Source organism: Exiguobacterium sp. s36, assembly GCF_018618345.1.
Lineage (GTDB): Bacteria > Bacillota > Bacilli > Exiguobacteriales > Exiguobacteriaceae > Exiguobacterium > Exiguobacterium chiriqhucha.
On record NZ_JACSLW010000001.1, the window covers coordinates 445,938 to 472,187 of the forward strand.

Sequence of the window (26,250 nt, forward strand, 5' to 3'; positions counted from 1 at the left end):
CCCCTTATAGTAATTCGAAGACGCCAGCAGCACCCATACCGCCACCGATGCACATCGTCACAACCCCATACTTTTCATTGCGTCGTTTCATCTCATGCAAGATCGAGACCGCGAGTTTCGCGCCCGTGCAACCGAGCGGATGCCCGAGGGCGATCGCGCCGCCGTTGACGTTCACTTTCGACGGGTCAATCCCGAGTTCACGGATGACGCCGAGCGATTGGCTCGCGAACGCCTCGTTCAATTCGAACAATCCGACTTCTTCGAGCTTCACGCCGGCCATCTCGAGCGCTTTCGGAATGGCGACGACTGGCCCGATGCCCATCACTTCCGGACGGACACCGCCGACCGCGAACGAGAGGAACTTCGCCATCGGTTTCAAGCCTTGACGTTCTGCTTCTTCGCGCTCCATGACGAGCACGGCCGCCGCGCCGTCTGACACTTGTGACGCGTTCCCCGCCGTCACTGAGCCTTTGATTTTGAACGCCGGGCGCAACTTACCGAGCGCTTCGAGCGTCGAGTTGGCACGGACGCCTTCGTCATGTTTGACGACGAATTCACGTTCCGCGACTTTCCCGTCTTCGCCGAGCACTTGCTCGACGACCGTGACCGGGACGATTTCTTCTTCAAACTTGCCGCCCGCAATCGCTGCCGCCGCTTTTTGGTGGCTGTCGATCGCGAACAAGTCTTGATCTTCGCGCGAGATGTTATATTCGGCCGCGACACGTTCTGCCGTGTGGCCCATGCTCATATAGTATTCCGGAGCCGTCTCCATGATTGTCGGGTTCGGACGGATGACGTGTCCGCCCATTGGGACGAGACTCATCGATTCCATACCACCGGCGATGACCGCCGTCGCTTGGCCGATCATGATTTTCGCTGCCGCGTCGGCGATGGCTTGCAAGCCTGACGAGCAATAACGGTTGATCGTGATGGCCGGTACTTCGTGCGACAAGCCACCCCGGACGGCCGCGTAGCGGGCGATGTTCATCCCTTGCTCCGCTTCCGGCATGGCGCATCCCATGATGACGTCGTCGATTGGTCCCGTGTAGCCTGACCGCTCGAGCGTCGCTTTAATCGCATGACCCGCGAGTTCGTCCGAGCGAACGTTTCGGAACGAACCGCGTTTTGCTTTTCCGACCGGCGTTCGTGCGCCGGCCACGATGACTGCTTCTCTCATCTGTTAAGTCCCCCTTTTGTCAGTTCCGAAGTGGCTTGCCTTTGACGAGCATATGTTGCATCCGTTGCTGCGATTTCGGTTCCCCGATGAGGCTTAGGAACGCCTCGCGCTCGATGTCGAGGAAGTACTGCTCATCGACCATCGTGCCGTATGCCAAATCGCCGCCGCTGATGACGTGGGCAAGTTTTTTCGCAATCTTCAAATCGTGTTCAGAGATATAGCCACCGTAGAACATCTCGTACGCCGCGAGTTCGAGCGTCGCTTTCCCCGTTTGACCGACGACCGGCAACTTCTCACGAACCGGTGCCGTATAGCCGTCAGCGAGACCGAGTACCGTCTGTTTCGCATCGAACGTCAAGTGGTCGCGGTTCATCGAGATGCCGTCGACCGGGCGGTGATAGCCGAGCGCTTTCGCGTCATAGGCCGACTTCGATACTTTCGCCATGGCGATATTCTCGAACGTCTGTTGCGCCGCTTTCTCGATGTTTTGCATCGACTTCGGCGTTTGCTCGAGGAGTCGACGATACGTGTTGACGTTCCCGCCCCCACCTGGGATGAGGCCGACACCGACTTCAACGAGACCCATATACGTCTCAAGCGCCGCCTGCATGCGTGCGGCCGGCAAGCTGATCTCTGTCCCGCCGCCGAGCGTCATGCCGTAAGGCGCGACGACGACCGGGCGACCTGCGTAGCGAATCTTCTGGACGACTTGTTGGAACTTGTTGATGATCCAGTCGAGCTCGTACCAGTTCTCGTCTTCCGCTTCCATGAGCATCATCGCCAGGTTGGCGCCGACACAGAAGTTCTTGCCGTCGTTGGCGAGGACGAGTCCTTTGAAGTCGGTCTCGACGAGGTCGATTGACTGTTCGATCATCTGCATGATGTCGACACCGATCGCATTGTTCGGTGACGTGAACTCGAGGGCGACGACGTCGTCACCGATGTCGATGAGGCGGGCCCCGCCGTTCTCGAGCACGATTCCGTTCGATTTGGCGAGCGGTGCGAGTTTCACTTCTTTCGGGTTGACGGTCTTCTCAACGTACGTCTGTGACGCTTGGTCGTAATACTGGTCTCCCTTATAGAATGTCGTGTGTCCGGCAGCGAGCATCTCGTCGATCCACGCCGGGACGTCATACCCTTCCGCTTTCATGCGGGCGACCGATTTCTCGACACCGAGTGCGTCCCACGTCTCGAACGGTCCGAACTTCCAGCCGAAGCCCCACTTCATCGCGTCATCGATGGCGACGATCGAGTCACTGATTTCGCCTGTGAGACGCGCCGAGTAGACGAGCGTCTTCGCCGTGACCGGCCAGAGCAGTTGTCCGATGCGTCCTTTGTTCAAGATGGCGCCTTTCAACTTCGCCTTCGAGCCCGGGAGCGACTTGATTTGATCGAGTTCCGGACCTGTAATCGCTTTCAATTGTTCGTACTCGAACGTGTTCAAGTTCAACTCTTGGATGACCTTGCCGTCTTTCTTATAGAAGCCTTGTCCGGCCTTTTGACCGATCCAGCCCTTCTCGACGAGCGTCTTCATTTCAGCCGGGACGTCGAACGTGTCCTTCTCTTCGCTTGCGTCGAGTGTCTCATAGACGTTTCCGGCGACGTGGACGAACGTGTCGATGCCGACGACGTCGAGCGTGCGGAATGTCGCCGATTTTGGCCGCCCGATGAGCGGTCCGGTGATCGAGTCCATCTCGCCGATCGAGGCGTTCTGTTTGAGCATCTCTTCGAACGTGACGAGGAGTCCGTACGTACCGATGCGGTTACCGATGAAGTTCGGTGTGTCTTTCGCTTCGACGACGCCTTTCCCGAGACGGTCCTCCGCGAAGCGGGCCATGAAGTCGATGACCGGGCGTGCCGTCTGCTCCGTCGGGATGAGTTCGAGCAGTTTCAAATAACGTGGCGGGTTGAAGAAGTGTGTCCCGAGGAAACGTGTCTTCAAGCCTTCCGGCAATACGCTCGCCATCGCCTCGATCGAGATGCCTGACGTGTTCGAGCTGAGAATCGCGTCTTCACGGATGTAAGGAGCGATTTTCTCGAACAGTTGCTGTTTCACGTCGAGCCGTTCGACGACGACCTCGATGACCCAGTCCGCTTCCTTCAAGCGCTCGAGATCATCTTCTAAGTTCCCCACGTCGATGAAGTTCAAATGATCCGCTGTCGCGAGCGGTGCCGGGTTTTGTTTCAATAGCTTCTGACGGTTCTCAGAGGCGATGCGGTTCCGCACTTCTGGTGACTCGAGCGTGAGCCCTTTCGCTTCTTCTTTCGCCGTCAATTCACGTGGTACGATGTCGAGCATGAGCGAACGAATCCCCGCGTTCGCCAAGTGAGCCGCAATCCCCGCCCCCATTACTCCTGAACCGATGACGACCGCAAAACGGATATTGCTCGTCAAACGGAGGTCGGCTGATTGTTCGATGTGACTCGTCATATTGTTCCCCCCTCAATAAGAATGAATAGTGATTCATTTCAAGCGTAAAAAAAATCGCAATCACCATCGTGTTTACTCTTCTATCATAAATGAATGACAATTCATTCGCAAGCGTTCATTTTTCAAATTCGTTCCAATTTCGTCGATGACGATTACATTTTGATGAGTGTGGTATAGACAGAAAGAGTCAATTTGAGAAAGGGGAATGTATACATGAGTGAGAATCGTTTAAACACAGTGGGGAACCGACGTGATTTTGAGTCGTTCAAAAAGGACGGCCAAGAGCAGGCCCATCAACCGGGAATCGACTCGAAGATGGAGCCGTTCCCGATCTATGAGCGTGAAGGATATAAAGGAAGCGACAAACTGAAAGACAAAGTGGCCATCATCACAGGCGGCGACTCGGGAATCGGGAAATCGGTCGCCATCTTCTTCGCCCATGAAGGTGCGAACACGGTCATCGTCTATAAAGATCAAAACGAGCTCGAAGACGCCGAGGCGACGAAAGAGCGCATCGAAGAACTCGGTCAGGCTTGCCTCTTGTTGCAAGGAGACATCGGTGATTCGGACTTTTGCCAAGATATCGTCAAACAGACGCTCGAGACGTTCGGCCACTTGGATATTCTCGTCAACAACGCTGCCGAACAACATCCGCAGGAGTCGCTCCTCGACATCTCGGATGAGCAACTCGAGCAGACGTTCCGCACGAACATCTTCAGCATGTTCTATTTGACGAAGGCCGCCCTTCCGTACTTGAATGAAGGCGCGAGCATCATCAACACGACGTCGATCACAGCGTATCAAGGAAACGACCAGTTGATCGATTACTCATCGACGAAAGGTGCAATCACGTCGTTCACGCGTGCGCTCGCGAGCAACCTTGCCGAGAAGAAGATTCGCGTCAACGGTGTCGCACCAGGTCCAATCTGGACACCGCTCATCCCGGCGACGTTCCCGGCAGATAAAGTCGCCTCGTTCGGTGACTCGGCCGAGATGAAACGTCCGGGTCAGCCGGCGGAACTCGCACCGGCTTATGTGTATCTCGCAAGTGACGATTCGACATACGTCAGCGGGCAAGTCATCCACGTCAACGGTGGGACGGTCGTAAACGGATAATCTTGTCGCAGGCCCAGTTTACAGCTGGGTCTTTCTTTTACATATAATGCGTCCTTTCGGCGCCCATGCTTTCAGCAGGCAGTCCCGAAGCCTCCTCGCGCCGTTCCCGGCACTGCGGGGTCTTCGTCGGACTGCTTTCCTGCATGAGTCAGGGCGCCGGTGGACGCATTACCCTGACGATGAAGAAGAGTACGACGAAGACATTTTAGAGTTCGACCCTCACTTTGACCATGATGCCAAGATGGAAATCAAATTGAACGAACAAGGCGTCAATTTCGTCGGCAACGTCGAAGGCTATCTCGCCCTTGCGCGAATGTTTACATTTTTAGCGCAAGCACATATGTACATTCGCATGGAAGAGAACCCTTCGCCAGACGTGAATACTTCCTATGGATATGGCCCGTATCATATGAAATACTTTATCCGAGATGCGTTCATTCAAAATAAACAGTACCTGTTTACATCAGACGCCTTGCAAAATATAGACCCAGAATATGAGCAAGAACTTTTCTTCTGGTTATCTGATCAAATCGGTCCGGAGTTTTGGGTAGAAAAGATGAAGACGAGTAATGACTTGAATCGAGGCACAGTTTCTTTAAACAAATGCGTCTAGAACACGCGAATCGACGTCATCAAATAATAGAGAACGCATCAAAAAAGCACGAACGTCTGCAACAGACGTTCGTGCTTTACTCATTTCTTGACCATTCCTTTTAAGACGAACGCGACGTTCGCCGGACGTTCCGCGAGGCGGCGCATGAAGTAGCCGTACCAGTCACGGCCGTATGGCACGTAGACACGGACTTTGTAGCCTTGACGGACGAGCTCGAGTTGACGCTCGACCCGGATGCCGTACAGCATTTGGAACTCGAATTGGTCGAGTGGGATATTGTTCAGTTTCACATGCTCGATGACCGCATCGATCATGTGGTCGTCATGTGTCGCGATAGAGGCGTAGTTCCCGTTCGCAAGATGGAGTTTGACGAGCTTCAAGTAGTTGTGGTCGACGTCTTCCTTTTCGGGGAATGCGACCGTCGCCGGCTCTTTGTAAGCCCCCTTGACGATGCGAAGGTTCGGCTTGAGCGGTGCGAGATGGTTGATATCATCTTCCGAGCGGTACAAGTACGACTGGATGACCGTCCCGAGGCCGTCGAAGTCTGCTTTCAACTTCTTGAACAAGTCGAGCGTCTTCTCGCAGCGCGTCTCGTCTTCCATATCGATGGCGACGAACACGCCGACTGCTTTCGCCGCCGTCAAGATTTGACGCATGTTGTTTTCAATCAACTCGTCCGAGATGTCGAACCCGAGTGACGTCAGCTTGAGCGACATGTAGGCGTCGAGCTTCTCTTCTGCCATGATTTCAATCGCCCGAATGATTTCATCGCGGTTCTCGTTCGCTTCCGCGACTGTCATGATGAACTCTCCTAAATGGTCGACCGTGACCGCCAACCCTTTCGCGTTCAACTCGCGAATCGTCGGCACCGACGTCTTAAAATCTTCCCCCGCCACAAAGCGCGAAGCCCCGAACCGAAGCCCGTATTTTTTAGCCAAACTGTTGAGTGTTTTGTTTTGAGACATGTAGATAAATCCATCGCGCAACACTTTTTCCATCTGATTTTCCCCCTCACGTTTACACCCATCTATCTCTATGACGATGTCTGAAATTATTATGACATACAAACGTCAATTCGTCTGTAATTTTGTAATCGTTTTCAGGATTTCATTTCCCTTTATTTAGAAAAAAACAGACGCCCCGCAGGACGTCCATTTCAAAGACCCGTATTCGGTGCCACGTAAAGCAAGATGCTGAGGAAAACGAACACGCTTCCTGCCAGCACGAACAGGTGCCAAATCGCATGGTTGAACGGCAGCTTCTGCCATACGTAGAAGATGATCCCGACCGAATAGGCAATCCCGCCGGCCAGGAGCAACATGAAGCCGTTATGACCGAGCGATTCGTACAGTGGACGGATGGCGATGAGACAAATCCAGCCGAGGCCGAGATAGGTCACGTTCGACACCCACATGTATTTGCCCGTCGAGAACAACTTCCAGACGATTCCGAGCACGGCGACACCCCACACGATGCCGAACAACGTCCAACCGAGCGTCCCTTTGAGCGAGACGAGCGCGAACGGCGTATAACTACCGGCAATGAGTAAGTAAATCCCGGCGTGGTCGAACACTTGGAGCACGCGTTTCGCCCGTGGATGCGGAATCGCATGCATGAGTGTCGAGAATAGGTACAGTAAAATCATCGATGCCCCGAACACGCTCACCGCGATGACGTTGCCGGTACTGCCCGTCTCCGTCGCCGTCATGATGAGCAAGACGAGCGCGACGATACTGAAGATGATGCCGAGCCCGTGGGTGATGGCGCTCGCAATCTCTTCCCCAAGCGTATCCGCATGGAGCATCTCTTTTAGTTTCTCTTGTTCCATTCGCGTCCCACCTTCCCATTTATCCCTCTAGTATGGTCATTTCCCGATTTCAACGCAAACAAAAACATGGGTCGAATCGACCCATGTCTGATTATTATGCGACTTCCTTCACCGGAACGTCACATTCCATATTTTGTGCCCGCATCGCTTTGGCGCGCATGTGGAACAAGACGAGCAACGTGATCGTCCCGATTGTAGCGATGACGTACGGGATGACCCCATCCATCTTGAAGCCAATCGGTGCCGTCAAAATGTAGAACCAGACGGCATACAACATGAACGTCCCCGGGATGAGCGCGATATAGTGATTGCTCCCTTTAATGTACAAGTACATCGCCCCGACGAACAAGGCGATGACCGCCGTCGTCTGGTTGGCCCAGTTGAAGTATTGCCAGAGCATTTGGAAGTCCATGTTCGTGAGCACGTATGAGATCGCGAAGAGCGGAAGTGCGATCCAGAGGCGTGACGAGAATTTCTTCTGCGCGATGCTCATGTAGTCGGCGATAATCATCCGCGCGCTACGAAACGCCGTGTCGCCTGACGTGATCGGTAAGACGATGACACCGAGAATCGCGAGCGTGCCGCCGATGCTGCCGAGCATAAGCGTCGCCACTTCTTGAACGACGAGCGCCGGTGTACCCGTTTGAATCAATCCGAGCAATTCGCCTGGCTCAAAGATGGCCATGGCAGCTGCCGCCCAAATCATAGCGATGACCGCTTCGACGATCATCATGCCGTAGAAGATTTCACGACCATTGCTTTCTTTCATCGTCGTCCGCGAGATAATCGGCGACTGCGTAGCATGGAACCCAGACAACGCTCCACATGAGATTGTGAAGAAGAGGAGCGGCCAGATAGGCAAACCGTCCGGATGCATGTTCGTGAGTGTCATCTCTGGAATCTGATAACCTTGTGTGAACAGGCTGACCGCAATCCCGACGGCACTGATCATGAGGAGCGCCCCGAAGAACGGATAGATGCGTCCGATGATTTTATCGACCGGAAGGAGCGTCGCCAAGATGTAGTAGGCGAACACGGCGAAGATGACGATCGTGAGCGTCGTCGCATTGCCGTCGAACAAGTTGTTAATCATGTTACTCGGTGACGTGACGAATACCGTCCCGACCAAGAGTAAGAGTAAGAGTGCGAAACCGTTGACGACGTGGCGGAGCGAGCGGCCGAGGAACTTCTCAGCGAGCTGCGGCAAGTGCGCCCCGTTGTTGCGGAGCGAGATCATACCCGTCAAATAGTCGTGTACCGCTCCCGCGAAAATCGATCCGAAGACGATCCAGAGGAAAGCGACCGGTCCGTAGAGCGCCCCCATGATCGGTCCGAAAATCGGCCCGACGCCGGCGATGTTCAACAACTGAATCATCGAGTTCCGTTTTTTCCCCATCGGCACGTAATCGATGCCGTCCTGTGACGCGTAGGCAGGCGTCGTCCGCTCTTCCTTGATGCCGAACGTCTTCTCGACATAGCTGCCGTACACTTTGTACCCGACGAATAAAATCGCCAAGGCAATAAAGAATGTAATCATGTGTGCTGTCCCCTTTTGTACATATGTAGCCAATCCCCGTCGGCCCCAAAAAAAATGAATCCCGTTGTTTTACACGTATAATGTAAACGCTTACGTGACTGATTATACAGGAGTTCCCAAAATTTTGTAAGGGGTTTCGTTCACTTTTTTGACACTTTTTCGAACACTAAAAAACGGCGCCCTCTTGGGACGCCGTCTCGGTTGAATCGCTTATTTCAAGGCGAACTTCGCTTGCTTCGCCCCTGCGCCAGTATAGTCGCTCGCGATGACCGCGTAGCTTCCTTTGGCGAGACCTTTTTTGAATGTGAATGTATATGTTCCGGCCCAGCTCGCTTTCACTTTAGCGACTTGTTTGCCTTTCGCGTCTTTCAAGACGACGACGGCTCCCGGTGTCGTTTTCCCGATGATTGCTTTCGTGCCGGCTTTCACGCCTTTCGTGTTCTTCGGTGTCGCGATGGCCGCTTTCTTGAGCGTGAACGCCTTCGCTTTGACGACCGTTCCCGTCACATCTTTGGCGACAACTTCATAGTCGCCATAGATGAAGCCGGCCCGTTTCGTGAATTCGAACGATCCGTTCTTGTCAGCCGTCGCATACGCGATTGTCTTGCCGTCACGCTTGAGCGTCAACTTCGTCTCCGGTGTCGCTTTTCCTGAAATGACGTTCGTGTTGGCGTACGTCAACTTCGACGCGAGCGCCGGCGTACCGACGAAGCCGGCACCGACGACTTTCGTTTCTGTCACCGTCGCGCCATCGAGTTCAGAGACGATTGTGAGCGATTGACGGAGCTTGAGCGGTTTCGTCACCAGCGTGTACTTGCCGTCTTTGTCCGCTTTCGCTGTCGCGAGCACTTTGTCGCCATCTTTCAGCGTGACCGTCGCGTTCGGCGTCGTCGTGCCCGTCACCGCTTTCGCACCTGGCTTGATCGTGTTCACCGTGAGGGCGAGGTCGACCGCCGCTGTATCAAGGTCGATTGTATACGTGCGGAACAGGCGGTTTGCGTCATCTGCACGTGTCGTCTCGGTCGCTTCGATGCCTTCGTACAAGTCGACGTACTGTTTGCCGGCGTCGGCCGTCTCGAACTTCGCTGTCCGCTTCGCGTCGGCAACGATCTTCCAATTGTCGTCCGCTTTGTATTCGAGTTTGCCAGAGACGATATAGTCCGAGATGACGTTCCGTGTCTCATACGCCGAACGATAGACGATGTTCTTGCCGCCACCGAGACCTGGGAACGATGTCGAGCCGGCGCGATAGTTGTTCGTCGCGATGAGGAACTCTTGGTCGAGTGTGATCGGCTTGCCATTGTACTTCACGTTTTTGACGCGGTTCGCATCTTTGTTTTCCTCAATCAGTTTCCCGCCTGCATCGAACTTGGCAGGACCGGTCACGTCGATCTCATACGTGAGGCCGTCGAGGACATCGAAGTTGTAGCTGCGGAACTCCAAGTTGAGCAACTCATCGTTCGTGTCCGAGACTTGTTTGTACGCCCCGGCTGACATCTCGAGCCAGTCCATCACGTCCGCACCTGTCACTTTGACGACTTCGAGCGTGTTCGGGAAGACGTATAGGTCGGCCACGTTCTTCAATGCGATCGAGCCTTTTGGGATATTCGTGTAATAGCTAGCGTCCGTCAAGTTACGGTTACCCGCTTTGAATGGAGCACCCGCCGAGAGGAGCGGAAGCTCTTTATACGCCGCGAGCTCCGGGTTCGTCGCAAGTTCTCTCTCGACGTACCATTTCTGTGCGTTCGTCACGAACTGGACCGACGCGTCGTCACGGACGAGCGCGAAGTAGCTTTGGATGTCGTCTTGAATCTCACCGACCGGGCGGTTGATGTATTCGATCGTCGCCTTATGGTCCTCGTCGATGAGTGTTGCAATCGTCGGGTCGACCGGCGTGTCAGCCGTGACTGTATCGAGTTTCGCGTTCGCGTCGAGTACGTTCCATTTGCCGTCGACGAGCTCGAGGTCGAGGTCGATGACACCGAGGTCTTTCCCTTGGTTGTTCGCCATGACGACCGGCTTGCCGTTGATTGTCCCTTTGTTCATATCCACGTTCGGGAATGAAGTGAACATCCCTTTCGCGTCTGGGAAACGGCCGTGCTGGTGACCGGTCATGACCATGTCGAGCCCTTCGATTTTCGTGAGCGTATAGCCGACGTTCTCTTCCCCGTCTGATTGCTCATCCGCGAGTGTCGCACTTTCCCCGATTCCTGAGTGCGCGAGCGCGACGACAACGTCTGCGCCTTGCTCTTTCAATTTGGCGACGGCCGCTTTTGCTGCCGGTACCATATCATCTGCCGTCACCTTGCCTTGGAGGTTCCCTGAGTCCCACGACATGATTTTCGGCGGCACGACCCCGAACACACCGACTTTAATCGTATGTGTCTCGCCGTCCCCGTCGACGACTTGGCGTTCGATGATTTGGACTTCTTGTCCGTCCTCGTTATATTTCGAGACGATTGGCTCACCCGACAAGTCCTTCACGTTCGAGTTGACGAAGCGAAGCTTGCCTTTCGACCCTTGCATCGCGTCATACAAGAACTGGAGCCCAAAGTTGAACTCGTGATTCCCGAGTGTGACCGCATCGAACTCGAGTGCCGACATCGCTTGATACATCGGATGTTCGAACGCGCCTGGTGCTTTCTGATGCTGTTCGCGGACGTAATCCCCGAATGGCGTCCCTTGAAGCGTATCCCCGTTATCGAACAGGAACGTGTTCGGCTTGCCGGCGTCCGTGCGATGTTGCTGAATCAACGTCGCGACTTTCGTCAACCCGATTGTGTGATCGATCTTGTCTTGGAAGTAATCGTAGTTCGTGATGTTCGTATGTAGGTCGGTCGTCTCCAAGAAGCGCAGTTTGACGACGTCCTCGTCTTCTGCTGCCGCGTGTTGGAGCGGGATGAGTGTTGGGACGATGAGCGAAGTAACAATGGCCATCTTCGTAAATTTAGACATGATTTTTCTCCCCATTCATGTGGTGTGCATTGCGGACTAAATATACCATAGCGGCCCCTCCATTTTAATGAAGCCTATGTCCTATTTCCTTAAAAAATTGGTAAAGAAAGGTCTGGTCCTAGACGACTTTCCGAGAACATGGAAAAGGTCCGCATCCGTATGATTAGACCGAACAGACGACTTCGCGTTAAGCGATTTTTCGATTGAACTTGTTCAGAGGCTAGACATCGCACAAGCAGTCCGTTAGACCTAAAAAACCATCCCCGACGCGTATCGGGGATGGTCATATCGTCACGAACGGATGCGAATCGAAATCGGTCCGTCGTTCTCATTTTCCGGCCGCTTAAAGCGGACGTGGAGCGGATAGTCGTGTTTCGGTAAAATCGGCTCGGCGAGCACGGCGTCGGCCTGGCCGACGACCTCGTCTCGCTGCATCAACTCGAGCGGAAGACGCGGGATTTGGAGCGCTTGCTCGGCATAGCCGTTCCGGACAAGAAGCGAGGCGCCAATCTCCGTGTCGGTCACGTCGAGATGGACGAGCAGCAAGTCGAACTGGCCTTCGGCGACCGGGCGGCTGAGGATGTTCATCCGTTTCAGGCGATGCCATGCCACGTCCGGGAACGCATCCCGTTCGGCGTCGGTCACATCTTGGAGCGGAGCTGTCGGGTTCATTTGGAAGGCGAGCTGAATCGACTCGGTGTCGAGTTCGTCGACATCGGTGAACAGTTCCTCTTCGAAGAAGTCGAGATAGACGGGCTTACTCGTCATCGCCTCGAACGACGGCAAGTCCATCCGGCTGAGCATCTTCTGGCCGAGCGGTTCACGCCGTTCGTTCAACAAGAGCACCGGGATCTCGTCGAGCGAGAACTCGGTCGCGACCGTGTTGCGGAATAAGGCGACCACGGACAGACCGCCCGGGTTCTTCGTCGCGCTGAGCAGTTCGATCGACAACTGGTTGTCCGCGAGCGGTGGCAACGTCGTCGCATGATAACGGAACACGTACTCATCTTCTTTCGAGATGTCCATCCCTTCATCGAACACGAGGCGGAGCGTCCGCTCGTCGTCTTGGCGGATGATCGTCTCGACTTTTTTTCGTTTCAACAGTCCGAACATGTCACAGCCCCTCCTCTTCCCGTTGCGCAAAGTATAGATCTAACTGGCACAGTTGAATCGTCACGTCGCGGGCGATATCGAGATACGTCTCTTGGAAAATCTCGAGCCCTTCCTTGCCGAACTGACGGCTCGGGTCTTCCTGGCCGTAGCTACGGAGCCCGATACCCTCTTTCAAGGCGTTCATCGTCGTCAAATGGTTCGTCCAGCGGATATCGAGATGGCTGAGCAGTTGTTGCCGCGCGAAGGCGATGACTTCCGGATAGCCCTCGATGCGCTGCTTCGCCGTCGCGACGATACCGTCAATCCACGGTACGACCGCTCGTTTCAACTCGTCTTTGTCCCCGACCTCGTCGTCCCACGTCGGCGCCTGTTGCGTCAAATACATATAGTCCTCGATGAGCGCGGCGGTCGCCCACTCTTCCGGGACGAGCTCCACGTCGATATGACGGTCGAGCGTCTCTTCGAGCGCAAGGCGCATCATCGCGAGCACGTTGTTCAAGATGGCCGTCGCATTGGCGTCGACCGCCTCGTCGCGAATCGAGTAGATGATGCGACGTTGTTCGTTCAAGACGTCGTCGAGCTTGAACATGTAGTCGCGGACCGACACGCCGACGCCTTCAATCGTCGTCTGGGCGTATTCGATGATGTCGCTCGCTTCCTTATGGCGAATCTCTCCGTGCTCGTCCGACTTCAGTTTGTGCTCGACCCGTTTTAAGCGCTCGGCGGCATACCGTTTGACGAGGTCGTCCTCGAGCGAGACGAAGAAACGTGACATGCCCGGATCGCCTTGGCGTCCCGACCGTCCGCGGAGCTGATTGTCGACGCGGAGCGACTCGTGTCGTTCCGTCCCGATGACATACAAGCCGCCGCGTTCGCGCGCCGTCTCGTCTAAGACGATATCGGTCCCGCGACCGGCCATGTTCGTGGCGATCGTCACGTGTCCGAGCCGTCCTGCCTCGGCGATAATCTCGGCCTCTTGGGCGACCGTCTTCGCGTTCAACAGTTCATGCTTGATGCCTTGTCGCTCGAGCTGTTCGCTCACCGCTTCGGATTGAGCGATTGAGGTCGTCCCAATCAAAATCGGTTGTCCCGTCGCGTGGATGGCCGCCACTTCTTGTCCGACCGCCGCATATTTATGGGCGATCGTGTCAAAGACGCGGTCCGGCAAGTCTTCACGCAGACGCGGCCGGTTCGTCGGCACTTGAACTACATCCATCTGATACGTCTTCATGAACTCTTCGCGTGACGTCTGGGCCGTCCCGGTCATGCCGCCGAGGAGCGGATACATCCGGAAATAGTGTTGAATCGTGATTTCGGCCGTCGTTTTGTTCTCTTCGGTGATGTCGAGCTGTTCTTTCGCCTCGAGCGCCTGATGGAGGCCTTCCGACAGGCTGCGTCCTTCCATGACCCGGCCCGTGAACAAATCGATCAATTCGATTTTTCCTTCTTGGACGATATAGTCGACGTCCCGCTCGAACAATACGTTCGCCCGGAGCGCCTGCATCATGTAATGATACAGGACGTGATGCTCGGCAGAGAACAAGTTGTCTACCGAGAACAACGCTTCAATCTTCTCGATGCCCTTATCCGAGAACATGACGGCGCGCGCCTCGAGGTCGACCGTATAGTCGTCTTCCGTCAATTGACCGAACACGGTTTGGGCGAGCCGTTTCAGGCGGACGTGTGACTCGTCCTTCTGGGCGATGATGAGCGGTGTCTTCGCCTCGTCAATCAAGACGCTGTCGACTTCATCGAGCAATGCGAAATGGAACGGACGCTGCACGCGTTCTTCCGGCGAGCCGACCAAGTGGTCCCGAAGATAGTCGAACCCAAACTCGGTCCCGACCCCGTATGTAATGTCGGCCGCGTACGCCGCTTGTTTGTCAGGGAGCTCCATCTCCGGCACGTTCAGTCCGACCGTGAGCCCAAGGAACGTGTGAATCTTGCCGATCTGTTCGGCATCACGTTGCGCCAAATAATCGTTCACCGTGATGACGTGGACGCCTTTCCCTTCGAGCGCCTTGACGAACGCCGGCAATGCCGCGACGAGCGTCTTCCCTTCCCCGGTCGGCATCTCGGCGATGTTCCCTTCAAGTAGCGCAAGGCCGCCGATGAGCTGGACGTCATAATGACGGAGCCCGATCGTCCGGACGGATGCCTCGCGGACGAGGGCGAACCCTTCCTCCGTGATGGCGCGGACATCCGCACCGTCCGTGAGCCGCTGTTTCAGTTCGAGCGCGTACTGGCGAAGCGCCTCATCGTCTAAAGCGCGCATCGTTTCCTCGTACGCGTTGATGCGTTCGACTTGTTTCTTATAGGTTTTCAATCGTCGTGCCTGATCATTGGTCAATTGCTTCACAAAATCAATCACAGGATAGCCTCCATCGTCCGAAACCATATTTGTCTAGCTACCCTCTCATTATACCGGATTTTGTTTCCGCCTCGTTTTTTTATTTTGGCAAATCCCAGAAAGTTGGAATTCCACCACTCATTACACCCTTTTTTTTACTCTTTTCAAAATTTCTTTTCATTTTTCTATTTGAGACGGCGTGAGACCGTGATACGATGACAAAAACAGAACGTTTGTTCGTAAAAAAGGAGAGGTGGCTATGCGACGTCGGATTTTTTGTATCGACAGCGTCTCATTCTATGCCAGTTGCGAGTGCGCCGCCCGAAAGTTGAACCCGTACAAGACGAAGCTCGTCGTCTTATCAAACCTCCAAGATCACGGCGCCCTCGTCCTCGCCGCGACACCGCCGATGAAGCAACTGGGCATCAAGACCGGCTCCCGGCGCTTCCACATCGACCGGTTGCCGTGGCACGAACGACGGCACATCATCTACGCCGAGGCCCGGATGAGCCATTATTTGAACGTATCCGTGCAAATCGTCCACATCTTGCATCAGTTCGCACCCCCGGAGGCAATCCGCGTCTACTCGGTCGACGAGACGCTCGTCGACTTGACGGGGACGGAGCGGCTGTTCGGGAACGATGCGCACCTCGCCCGCCTCATCCGCTCGACCGTCTTCCGCTATACCGGCATCCCGGTCACGATCGGTATCGGGCCGAACAACGTCCTCGCCAAGCTCGTCCTCGACCTGCATGGGAAGAAGACGGGTGTCGCCAGCTGTTTCCTCCATGACGTCGAACGATTAATCCACCCGGCCCCGATCGGCAAGATGTGGGGCGTCGGCGCGAAGATGGAAGTCCATCTCCGGCGGCTCGGCATCGACACGATTGGCGACCTCGCCCGCTATCCGCTCGAGACGCTCCATGAGAAGTTCGGCGTCATCGGTGCCGAGCTGTGGCATCACGCCTGGGGCATCGACGAGTCGCCGACGATCCTCCCGCCAAGCTCTTTGTTCGGGGCGAAGCGGCAGCGTCCCCGGACGATCGGCCACGGCATCACGCTCATGAAAGACTATACGACGTACGCGGCCATCCGGCTCGTCTTGCAGGCCATCGCCGTCGAGGTCGGGATGCGGACGCGACAGGCGGGACTCGTCGGCGGCAGCGTCCATCTCGGTGTCCGCTACACCCGGACGAGCGAGCGGCGCGGGTTCAGCAAACAAAAAAAGCTCGCCCGCTTCACAGCGGACGAGCGCGAGTTCTTGCCGGTATTGTTGACGCTTTTCCTCGACGCCTGGGACGAGACGGAGGCAGTCCGTTACGTCTCGGTCGCCCTCGGCAAGCTCGAGCCAAGGAGCGACCATGTCCAACTCTCCTTCTTCGAGGATGAGTGGGCCCGGGCGCGCCGGTTCGACTTCCTCGATCTCGTCGATAGCTTGAACGTCCGCTTCGGACGCGGCACGATCCGCCCAGCATCGAGTTTATTGAAAGACAGTCCGCTCCGGACGCGGCAACGCCTCATCGGCGGACATAAACAAGGAGGTGAATCGTCATGAGCCAGACCCGCTACAAAGACCGCGGTGAATTGAAATGGATTCCGTTCCTCATGCCCGAGCACGTGGCGCTGCTGAAGAAATATTACGCCCACGTCCAAAAGATTGAGCTGCCCGACTTGGATGAGCAATTGCTCTACTTGTGGCAGACCGAGCTCGAACGCGCCATCCGTGAAGGTGACGCCGTTGAGCTGACGCTGTTCGACAACGGCATGACCCATACGGTGCGCGGCTACGTTCATGCCATCTATTATGCGGAGCGTGAAGTCGAGCTGTTCGACACGGACGTGCGCCGCATCCCGTTCGGTCAAATTCTGTCCGTCCGTTAAGACGCGTCAATCGCTTCCTGCGTCGTCTCGAACGTGTCGACGTACTCGAGCACGCCGTAATGCGTGAGTGTCTGGCGCACCGGTGTCGACAAGTGCGCAAAGACGACACGACGGTCGGCCGCTTTCAATTCCCGCACGACGCGGCGAATCTCTTCGACGGCCGTCACATCGATGACCGGACAACGGTGGAAGTTGAAGATGAACACGTCAGGCTCGTCATGGATATGATGCAACACATGCTCGAACATCTCGATCGCCCCGAAGAAGAGCGGTCCCTCGACGCTGAAGACGACTTGGCCGTCGCGCGTCACGTACCGTTCCGTCTGTTCGCGGACGTCAATCGTATCGGCCATCCGTTTCGCGAACAAGGCGAGTGCACAGATGACCCCGACCTCGACGGCGACGACGAGGTCGACGAAGACGGTCAGCCCGAACGTGACGAGCAGGACGAGCGATTCGGCCGACCGATGTTTGAGCATCTCGAAGACGTGGTGCCGCTCCGACATGTTCCAGGCCACACGCATCAAAATCGGGGCGAGTGCGGCCAGTGGGACGTAGCTCGCGAGCGGTGCCAACACGAGCACGGCGAGGAGCACCGTCAACCCGTGGATGACACCGGAGCGGCGGCTGACGGCCCCGGCTTGAATGTTCGTCGCCGTCCGGGCGATGGCGCCGGTCGCTGGAATCCCGCCGAAGAACGGGACGACGACGTTGGCGAGCCCTTGCCCGAACAGTTCCTTGTCCGGGTTCATCTTCGTGCCGGCCATGCCGTCTGCGACCGCACCCGACAATAGCGACTCGAGCGCTCCGAGGAAGGCGATGGCGAACGCCGATGGCATGAGCGTCGCAATCAAATCGAGGTCGATCGCGAGCCAGTTGAACTCAGGCAGTCCGCTCGGGATGCCGCCATAGGCGCTGCCGATCGTCGCGACTTCGCCCGGGATGACGAGACTGACGAACGTCGGCACGAGCATCGCCATCAAGAGAAGCGGTAACTTGACCGGCAGTTTTGGAACGAGCCAGAGCGTCAAGAAACCGACGGCGGCAACGAAGACGGGCCAAAGACTCGCCTCCGGCAACGACGTCACGAGCGTTAATAAGTTCTCGTGGAAGTGCGGTGCCTTCTCGAACGTGATGCCGAACAGTTCATCGAGCTGGTCGACGAAGATGACGACGGCGATCCCGGCCGTGAACCCGATGGTGACGGCCCGCGGCATGAAGCGAATCAGTCGTCCGACGCGGAGAACGCTCATGAGGAACAACAGGATCCCGGCGAGGAACGTCGTCACAAGCAACCCTTCGTAGCCGTGCGCGAGCATGACCCCCGAGACGATCGGGATGAAGGCGCCGGTCGGTCCGGCGATTTGGAACGTCGAGCCTCCGAACAGGCTGACGAGGATGCCGGCGATGATGGCCGTATAGAGCCCATACACCGGTCCGACGCCCGAGGCGATCGCGAACGCCATCGCGAGCGGCACGGCGACGACCCCGACGGTGATTCCGGCCGAGATGTCTTTCTGCCAGCCTTGGCGTGATGTCATGAAGTTGTCCATTCTTGCATTCCTTCTTTCAATGAGGTCGAAAACGAGTTCAGTGTACGCCTGTCCCCATCCTTTGTAAACGACTCTGGCGAAACGTTAACATAATCGACAAAACAAAGACGCATCGCGATGGATGCGTCTTCGTTAGTTCGCTGGTGCTTCGACTACTTGGTCGCCCTCGTCCGCATCTTCCCCAAGCAGACGGACGTGACGGCCGAACAGCCACATGACGACGAGATGGGCTTTCGCCTGCGTCTTCGTATAGAACCACCACGGTAGCGCCGGCACAAACTCGTGGATGGCGACGAGCCCTTCGTCCGATTCCGGGAGCCGTCTGAACTCGAGTCGGCCCGTCTTGTCGTCTTCACTCAACTTCGTGAACAAGCCACCGTCAATTGCGAACGATGCCATATCATCCGTCGCTTCGTCCTCGAGCGACAGATGGAGCGCGACGAATGACGGACGGAGGAGCGCAATCTCCCAGTCATCGTCTTCTTTCGTCGTTTGGATGAGCGGATACGCGAGCCGGCCGAGCCACTCGAAGTACGTGTCGGCCATCCATAGCGCCGATTTGTTCTCTGGCAGACCGAACCGTTGAATCGAGCGGACGGTATACTGTTGCGGCGCTTTTTTCTTCTTGCCGCCACCTGACTTCTGTTTCTCTTCTTCCTCGAGCGCGTGCTCGACCGCTTCCTTGAACGGGATTTCCCCTTGCTTGACGCCGGTCGTGTCTTTCGCGACCATGGCGTGGCCCATGCTTTCGACGAGCGGATAGACGGTGTCTTTCGGCTCACCCGTCACCGCCATGACCCAGAGGCGGGATAGCTTGATTGTCGGGAACGGGAAGTCGATCATGACGCGGCGTTTGCCCATGACCTCAGCCGTATCTTCAATCATCTTCCGATACGTCATCACTTCTGGGCCGCCGATATCGATATGATGGTCGTACAGCGCCTCGGTCCCGACGACCGAGATGAGCGCTTGGACGGCTTCACGCAAGTCGATCGGATGTGTCTCCGTCTTCGTCCAGTTCGGGAGAATCATGACCGGCAACCGTTTGACGAGTTTCGCGAGAATCGGGAACGACGAACCTTCTGGACCGATGATGAGTCCGGCCCGAATCGTCGTCACCGGCACCCCTTGCCCACCGAGAATCCGTTCGACCTCGAGCCGGCTCTTCAAGTGACGGGACAACGTCTTCGACTCTTTCGGAATGATGCCGCTCAAGTAGACGATTTGTTCGATGTCGTTCGCTTTCGTCGCCCGGGCGAAGTTATCGGCGATGAGCGCGTCCATGTCTTCGAACGTCGCCTGCGTCAATCCGCCGTCCGGAATCATCGAGTGGACGAGGAACATGGCGTAGTCCGCTCCCTCGCACGCCTCGCGTGTCTGTTCATACGAGAACAAATCGCACGACCGCCACGTGATGTGGTCCTCGTCTTCTTTGTTCTTCGTCGAGCGGGATAAGGCGATGATGTCGTATTCTTCTTTTAAATGGTCCATCACGTTCGAGCCGATATAGCCGCTCGCGCCCGCGATGACGATGGTTTTCCGCATAGTGGTCACTCTCCCCTTTATTTACACATAAAGGTACTGTACCCGTCTTAGGCTGAGATTAAATCAGTCCCGCGCCCTACAGTATGTACTGGAAAATATATGTAAACTAAAGCCAACTATAAGCGGAGGAGGAATGACTATGGGGTTTTGGTATTTCTTGATGCTATTGATTGGTGGAGCGCTCGTAATTCGCGGCCTATTCAAAAAGAACACGAACGGACTGATACGGTTCGGTACACTCGTCATCGGAGGGCTGTTAATCACACTCGGCTTGTTCATGTTCCAAGACGGAAGTGATGCAATCGTGGCGGATTTGTTTAATTTGTGGTGAGTCTCGAATTTTAGAGTTTAGTTCATGATGAGATTAAGTGTGAATTGAAAACGAGTCGAACCTGATTAGTAATGGTCGATTCGTTTTATGTTTTCGGTGCTCAATTGTCAATCACGTTATCCTTTTCGTTCCATTATAAAATGGGATAAATCGATAACAGCGACTTAAATCTTTATATCATTCATTATTCTTGAATACATGCAGACTCTTCCACTTGTCATAATGATGGACTTATACATTAAATTATTTTTTTAATTTAACTATGTAGAAAATGTCGATTAATACCCTCTTTTCAATAATTATGAACAACTGAAGACGAACTAGTCGTTGTATATTCATCAAAAACGGAAGAAAATTTTACATAAAGTGGTTATTTAATTAAGGAGCATTTAAACTATATCTTAGAAGTATATTCATAATCAAATTATAGTAATGGGGCGAAATAATGGAAACTACTCAGGATGACATAAGAGAAAGAATCGAATTTGACTTAAATGAATTTGAGAACACACTATCTGAGGAAGAAGATAAAGATGAAATTCGAAAACATAAAGACCAAATTGTCGATTCGCTGATGAAGGGGAATTTAAAAGATTTGGGTGGACTAATTGCAATGAGAGGATTTGTCTACCAATACTATGTAGCAATGTACTATATGACATGGATGATATATCCCGCAAAACACAACTGGTGGCATTCTGTGATTTTGGAATATTTTGATGATATTACACTTTTGGGAGATGCAGAAGTAAGATTTATTCAAGTCAAAACGGTAAAAGAGGATGGTTATAAAACTCATAAACCTAACGATTTTTATAAAAGAAAGCCAATGAAACAAACTACTCCTCCAATCTCGCATTTTAACAGCTGGGTTGAGAAAAATTTTTTGGGTTATGAACATTTTTTAATAAATCCTAACATAGAAAATGCTACAGTACTTCTTCCTCAATTCGAAATTGTTACAAATACCCCCAGACATAGTTTGGATGGATTGGCTAAATATACAGATAATTCGGAATTCAAATTACTAAAAATTACAGAGCTTGGAACAACAGAATTAATAAATGACGATGATACTCTAAAAAAAGAAATTATTAAACCTATTAGCATTAATGGATCTTACCATGACTTTAATGCTTACTCTTCTAAAAATATTGACTATTACTTAGATAAACTGTTTATCAATAAACTTGGGTCTACCGAAGAATTAAAACGAGACATTATACATATGATAGGTGAAATCATAGATATAGATGGTATGAGAAACCTATCAATTTCTAATTATATTGTTGAAAGAATGTTTCAATATGTAATATCAAATAGTCACCAAGACGCTCAAGAAAAAATCAATAAAAGTGATTTAATTATTACCAATCAAGAAATAAAAAAAATGGTAGATACATGGTTAGTTGAAGCAAAAGAAGTAATGACCGTAGAGACTTATTATGATAGTGCTTGGGGATTATTCGAAACTGCCTTAAAAGAATTAAATAATGATATCAACAGTCAATTTTCGAATTATAAATTAAAACAAGAACTGTTATCTGAGCTTGAGTGGCTTAATCATCATATAGCAGATAGCAACTCAAAAAACATGGTGTATTGCGTGTCCATTTTGAATCAAATTTTTAGTGCTGAAAACAGTGTGTCGATATGGAATTACAGTGAGAGTGAAATTATAGTTCACTTGAAAGAGGCTTTACTGTTTATTATATACTTCCTAGTATTTTTAGAAGAAAATTCAGAAGTTTATCATGATGCAAGAATGTTATTTCATCAAGGAAGGTCAAACGTTCTAGACAATTTATTATTTACTATTTATCATGCTCGCAATAAACAAAGTCAGCTTAGATCTTTAGAAAAAATTAAAATTAGTTTAAATGAATGTGAGGTTTCTAGACAAATCACATTAGATTTATACTGTTTGATTTTAGGAACCAAACAGGATGCGACCCAATCTTCGGCCTCGTCCTTACTAAGTAAATTCAAAAAAATTACTAGTTCTAATGAAGAAATTAAGAAAATAACTGATGTCCCCACACATTTGCATTTCTTAGATAGTAAGGGTATAAACGATTTTTTTGAAGTATTGAATTCTGAAGATATGGAATTAGATAGTTTCAAAACTGATGACCTTATAGAAACCTGGAGTAATCACCTCAATAACTTGGTCAAAGAAATGGAGCGGATACATATTGAAAGCTGAAAAAATTTCCGAAGTATTGAAAGATAATAATTTCGTGTACAAAAAAATGAATAATGAAATACAATATCCTCTTGAACAGTTAAATATTGATTCTTGGTCCGACGATACTCGAATGATATTTATAAAGGAATACAGAACTAAGAACTCATTATCTAGATGGACAGACGATGATTATGTACAAATATCAATCGCTTCACATTTTATTGATAATAAGTTTCAAAACAACCTATATTTCTTTATGGTGCTAGATTTTAATTCAGACGATGTAGAAACCAGATTAGCCATAAATAAAATAGAAAAAAATGATGAGATTTGTAAAAAATACATTCTCAAAAGCGAAGAAGATATTAATAAGATACCTTTTATAAGAATAAAAACGGTAGATGCTGAGAAGTTTGATTATGACAAAATATTTAAAGAAGAAATATTAAAGACTCCATTTGATCCAGAAACACCTGATTTAGTGGATTCAAATACTCTATTAACAAGTTACTTTCAGGAGTATTTGACTGACAAAAAAAATTATAGCGTTGACATTAATAAAATATTAAAGATAGAAGAGGTGTAAGATGTTTATAAATAAGGTTATACTAGAGAACTTTCGAATATTTAGAGGTAAGCATGAATTTGACTTCAATAATAGAAAAGTGATTGTTATTGAAGGACCAAATGGTCATGGCAAAAGTACAATTTTTGATGCTATCAATTGGGTTATGTCAGGAAAGATTTCAAGATACATTGGCTCAACAGAATATCAACAATTTAACTATTTAATCAATAATGATGCACTAAATAACGGCTGTGAAGCAGCTACTGTTGAACTATATTTAGGAAACAATGGAGAGATAAAAATAAAAAGATCTATAAAAAAGAATAACGAAACTAAATTGACTATAAACAATAAAAGCTACGGTATTAAAGAAGGGCAAAATCAAATTTTAAATTTATTGATAGACAAAAGAATATTAGATGATTCGGATTTATTAGCGTCTTTTGAGTTATTAACATTTATCGAATCAACACTCATATTATCTCAAGAAAATTTAGAAGAGTTTGTACGAGGGAATAAACCGAGTGAACGCTATAAAAAGCTAGAACATGCATTGGGTATAACTAGATATGGAAATGACTTTAAAGAGTATTTACAAAAATTAAAGAAAAAGTGCTCAGAAGAACTAAATTCTTTAAATAATGATAGAGAAATTAAAACCCGTAAACTTGAATTACAAAGTAATGAATATAATATTAAAAACGATTTCAGTAAAAAAAATGGCGTTTTACTAAAGTCGGAAGTAATAAAACAAATTCAACAGTGCTGGATAAATAACAGTAATGTCCATCTAAATTCTTATGAGATCATAAAAAATATTACTACTATTACAAAGAAGGAAAAAGAGCTTTTAATTCAATATATTAATATTCTTGATTCCGAGAAACACAAATTATTAGAACAAAAATTTAAAATTGAATCAAGAAATTTATATATTTCTGACTATGGTTCAAATCTTAAAATTGAGGATATTACAAAAGAAATTCATACTTTACAAAGATATGTACATAACCGTAAGCATGGATTAGAAAAGTCAAATTCCAGAATACATAACTTAGAGAAAATACTTTTTATCAATCAGTCACTTCTTAGAAATCAAGAGCTACAAACAAAAAAACAAAAAGAGTTAGATAAACAACGTAAAGAAATAAAAAATATACTTGAAGTTATTTCAACAACATCCTTAGAGATTAATTTTAGCGAAATTCTAAAATTCAAAGAACAATTTACTAATAATAATGAAAAATTGAATCAATTTTTACAAAAAGAAAAAATTCTTCACCTAAAAGAAGAATTAAAAACTCTTAACGTAAAAAAACAAGACACAAACAAAAAAATCAAAGTACAAAAAGATATATTAAAAGAAATTCAACAAAAAATTATTCAAACCGAAAGTAATATTTTGAAGTTGGAAAATAAAAAAAGTAGCAATTTAGATATTCAAATTCATAATATAATTAATGAAGTTCAATTACATCACTTAAATAACAATGGACAAAGCTGTCTCGTGTGCGGGACAAATTTTAATAACTCTGAAACACTTAAATCGTCAATTTATGATCAAATAGAAAACTCTAAATTATTTTTAAATGAAATTGAACTATCAATAAATTCATATAAGGTTAATAAAAATAAATTTGTTACTAAACAAATTTTAGAAACTCAAAAATTGGACCTCCTAGAGATTTCAATTAACCGTATAAATGATTCATACTCTACTATAAAAAAAGAAATGAATTCTTTAAATTTTAATAATTCTATACAAGTTGAAAATTTACATGACATTCAAACTATGATCAAAATCCTTCAAACATTTAAAAAAGAAAACGAAAATAAATATGAAGGATATCTTGAAATTGAAAAGAAACTTAATTTAATAATGGAACTGGAAAAGCAAGTAAAAAATATCGAAGAAGAGATAGTTAAGTTTGTAAGTGAAAATCGTTTAGATAAAGACCTGATTTCAAATGAAAAAAAATTAGAAAAAAGGATTTCAAAAACCAAACTCTATATTACAAATGTGACAAAAGTTATTAGTACAGTCGAAAATAAAATTATTGAAAATGACCAACTTATTAAAAATGAAATAAAGAAAATAAAGTCCCTTCAGGAAATTAAAAATGAAATAGAAGAGAAATATCAGACTATTTTACCTTTAGATAGCTCAAAAATTGTAGTTTTTATTGATGAAAGTTGCGAGCTTATAGAGAATGCAAGATATCTGTCTAATAATGCTTTAAACGTGGTAACAAATTATCTAAACCTTGATGAAGTCAGTGATTTAGAAATTGCAATAAAAAATATCAATTCCCAAATTTCAGAAATTAATAATGACATTATAAAATATGAAAATGTGTCTCTTCAATTAAATAATTTTAGTGATCAACATGAAAAAATACAAAATGACTTAGTAAATAAATATTTAAATAATTTATCAGAACTTGTGAATAAATATTTCAGACAAATTTCTCCACATTCTTATCTAAATTATGTGAATATGATAACAAAAGAGAATGAGCTTTTTCTTATGTTAAGCAACACTCTACACAATGTCAATTCAACTAGTGTCAACAAAGAAATTTCCCAAAACGCTAGTCTTACATTAAGTGCTGCTCAATCTACAGTGCTAGCGATGAGTATATTTTTGGCACTTAACAAATCACAAAATTGGAGTAACCTTAAAGTAATAGGCATTGATGATCCATTTCAAAATCTAGACGATATTAATGCTTTTTCATTTATAGATGTAATTTCAAATTTAATCTTGATAGAAAGCAGACAAATCTTTTTAAGTACACATGATTCTAACTTTGGGAAGTTACTTATAAGAAAAATTAATTTGGATGCAAATGAATGTGCATATTTTAAAATACAGTCGTACACAGAGGAAGCAATAAAAATTCAATCTAATCAATACAGGTTACTAAGTAACACATAAAAAAAATTAACAAAAAAGATAACCAAAAGAAATCACTCTCATAGGTTATCTTTTTTGTTAAATCTTAATGGAGACAGCGGAAGTCGAACCCACGTCTGAAGGTATTATAACGCAAACTTCTATGTA

Annotated in this window: 18 protein-coding genes; 8 read left to right on the forward strand and 10 right to left on the reverse strand. The window is 49.5% G+C overall.

Annotated features, from left to right (window positions below; translation table 11 throughout):
- Positions 1-4: 4 nt before the first annotated feature.
- Both KNP95_RS02260 and KNP95_RS02265 read right to left on the reverse strand, forming a co-directional pair.
- Positions 5-1,177, reverse strand: a complete 1,173-nt coding sequence (locus tag KNP95_RS02260; protein WP_214835227.1) for an acetyl-CoA C-acetyltransferase — start codon at positions 1,175-1,177, stop codon at positions 5-7.
- Positions 1,178-1,196: 19 nt separating this feature from the next.
- Entirely contained in the window at positions 1,197-3,608 is a 2,412-nt protein-coding gene (locus tag KNP95_RS02265; RefSeq protein ID WP_214835229.1) for a 3-hydroxyacyl-CoA dehydrogenase/enoyl-CoA hydratase family protein, read from the reverse strand.
- A 213-nt stretch (positions 3,609-3,821) separates the two neighbouring features.
- Between KNP95_RS02265 and KNP95_RS02270 the strand changes: the two genes are divergently transcribed.
- Both KNP95_RS02270 and KNP95_RS02275 read left to right on the forward strand, forming a co-directional pair.
- The gene (locus KNP95_RS02270) at positions 3,822-4,724 is read left to right on the forward strand and encodes an SDR family oxidoreductase (protein WP_214835231.1); all 903 of its coding nucleotides are present in this window, start codon (positions 3,822-3,824) and stop codon (positions 4,722-4,724) included.
- A gap of 241 nt (positions 4,725-4,965) precedes the next feature.
- Entirely contained in the window at positions 4,966-5,337 is a 372-nt protein-coding gene (locus KNP95_RS02275) for a hypothetical protein (protein ID WP_251138444.1), read from the forward strand.
- A gap of 80 nt (positions 5,338-5,417) precedes the next feature.
- Here KNP95_RS02275 and KNP95_RS02280 read toward each other — a convergent pair whose 3' ends face one another.
- The 6 genes from KNP95_RS02280 to secA2 form a co-directional block, all read right to left on the reverse strand.
- Positions 5,418-6,335, reverse strand: coding sequence for a proline dehydrogenase family protein (locus KNP95_RS02280; protein WP_214835232.1), 918 nt, complete (start codon positions 6,333-6,335; stop codon positions 5,418-5,420).
- A gap of 158 nt (positions 6,336-6,493) precedes the next feature.
- The gene (gene trhA / locus KNP95_RS02285) at positions 6,494-7,165 is read right to left on the reverse strand and encodes a PAQR family membrane homeostasis protein TrhA (protein ID WP_214717679.1); all 672 of its coding nucleotides are present in this window, start codon (positions 7,163-7,165) and stop codon (positions 6,494-6,496) included.
- A 94-nt stretch (positions 7,166-7,259) separates the two neighbouring features.
- A complete protein-coding gene (locus KNP95_RS02290) occupies positions 7,260-8,702 on the reverse strand; it encodes a carbon starvation CstA family protein (protein ID WP_214835233.1) in 1,443 nt (480 codons plus the stop codon).
- A 210-nt stretch (positions 8,703-8,912) separates the two neighbouring features.
- The gene (locus KNP95_RS02295; protein ID WP_214835234.1) at positions 8,913-11,657 is read right to left on the reverse strand and encodes a bifunctional 2',3'-cyclic-nucleotide 2'-phosphodiesterase/3'-nucleotidase; all 2,745 of its coding nucleotides are present in this window, start codon (positions 11,655-11,657) and stop codon (positions 8,913-8,915) included.
- A gap of 291 nt (positions 11,658-11,948) precedes the next feature.
- Positions 11,949-12,770 carry an SLAP domain-containing protein gene (locus KNP95_RS02300; protein ID WP_214835235.1) on the reverse strand — a complete coding sequence of 274 codons (822 nt, stop codon included), beginning with the start codon at positions 12,768-12,770 and terminating at the stop codon, positions 11,949-11,951.
- 1 nt (position 12,771) lies between these two features.
- Positions 12,772-15,141, reverse strand: coding sequence for an accessory Sec system translocase SecA2 (gene secA2, locus KNP95_RS02305; RefSeq protein WP_214835236.1), 2,370 nt, complete (start codon positions 15,139-15,141; stop codon positions 12,772-12,774).
- A 238-nt stretch (positions 15,142-15,379) separates the two neighbouring features.
- Here secA2 and KNP95_RS02310 point away from each other — a divergent pair, with 238 nt between their 5' ends.
- Both KNP95_RS02310 and KNP95_RS02315 read left to right on the forward strand, forming a co-directional pair.
- The gene (locus tag KNP95_RS02310) at positions 15,380-16,675 is read left to right on the forward strand and encodes a Y-family DNA polymerase (protein ID WP_214835238.1); all 1,296 of its coding nucleotides are present in this window, start codon (positions 15,380-15,382) and stop codon (positions 16,673-16,675) included.
- Positions 16,672-17,001 carry a YolD-like family protein gene (locus KNP95_RS02315; protein WP_131437869.1) on the forward strand — a complete coding sequence of 110 codons (330 nt, stop codon included), beginning with the start codon at positions 16,672-16,674 and terminating at the stop codon, positions 16,999-17,001. Before KNP95_RS02310 ends, KNP95_RS02315 begins: the two co-directional genes overlap by 4 nt.
- On the opposite strand, the gene KNP95_RS02320 is transcribed toward KNP95_RS02315, so the two are convergent.
- Together KNP95_RS02320 and KNP95_RS02325 are read right to left on the reverse strand one after the other, a co-directional pair.
- Entirely contained in the window at positions 16,998-18,554 is a 1,557-nt protein-coding gene (locus KNP95_RS02320) for a SulP family inorganic anion transporter (RefSeq protein ID WP_214835240.1), read from the reverse strand. The genes KNP95_RS02315 and KNP95_RS02320 overlap by 4 nt on opposite strands.
- Before the next feature lie 132 nt (positions 18,555-18,686).
- Positions 18,687-20,099, reverse strand: coding sequence for an NAD-dependent epimerase/dehydratase family protein (locus KNP95_RS02325; protein WP_214835242.1), 1,413 nt, complete (start codon positions 20,097-20,099; stop codon positions 18,687-18,689).
- A 139-nt stretch (positions 20,100-20,238) separates the two neighbouring features.
- Here KNP95_RS02325 and KNP95_RS02330 point away from each other — a divergent pair, with 139 nt between their 5' ends.
- The 4 genes from KNP95_RS02330 to KNP95_RS02345 all read left to right on the forward strand — a co-directional run bounded on the left by KNP95_RS02330 (position 20,239) and on the right by KNP95_RS02345 (position 26,124).
- A complete protein-coding gene (locus tag KNP95_RS02330) occupies positions 20,239-20,430 on the forward strand; it encodes a hypothetical protein (protein WP_214835244.1) in 192 nt (63 codons plus the stop codon).
- Positions 20,431-20,875: 445 nt separating this feature from the next.
- The gene (locus KNP95_RS02335; RefSeq protein WP_214835246.1) at positions 20,876-22,636 is read left to right on the forward strand and encodes a dsDNA nuclease domain-containing protein; all 1,761 of its coding nucleotides are present in this window, start codon (positions 20,876-20,878) and stop codon (positions 22,634-22,636) included.
- Positions 22,626-23,204 (forward strand): ABC-three component system middle component 1, encoded by a 579-nt coding sequence (locus KNP95_RS02340; RefSeq protein ID WP_214835248.1) that lies wholly within the window; start codon positions 22,626-22,628, stop codon positions 23,202-23,204. Before KNP95_RS02335 ends, KNP95_RS02340 begins: the two co-directional genes overlap by 11 nt.
- 1 nt (position 23,205) lies before the next feature.
- Positions 23,206-26,124, forward strand: coding sequence for an AAA family ATPase (locus KNP95_RS02345; RefSeq protein WP_214835250.1), 2,919 nt, complete (start codon positions 23,206-23,208; stop codon positions 26,122-26,124).
- Positions 26,125-26,250 lie beyond the last annotated feature (126 nt).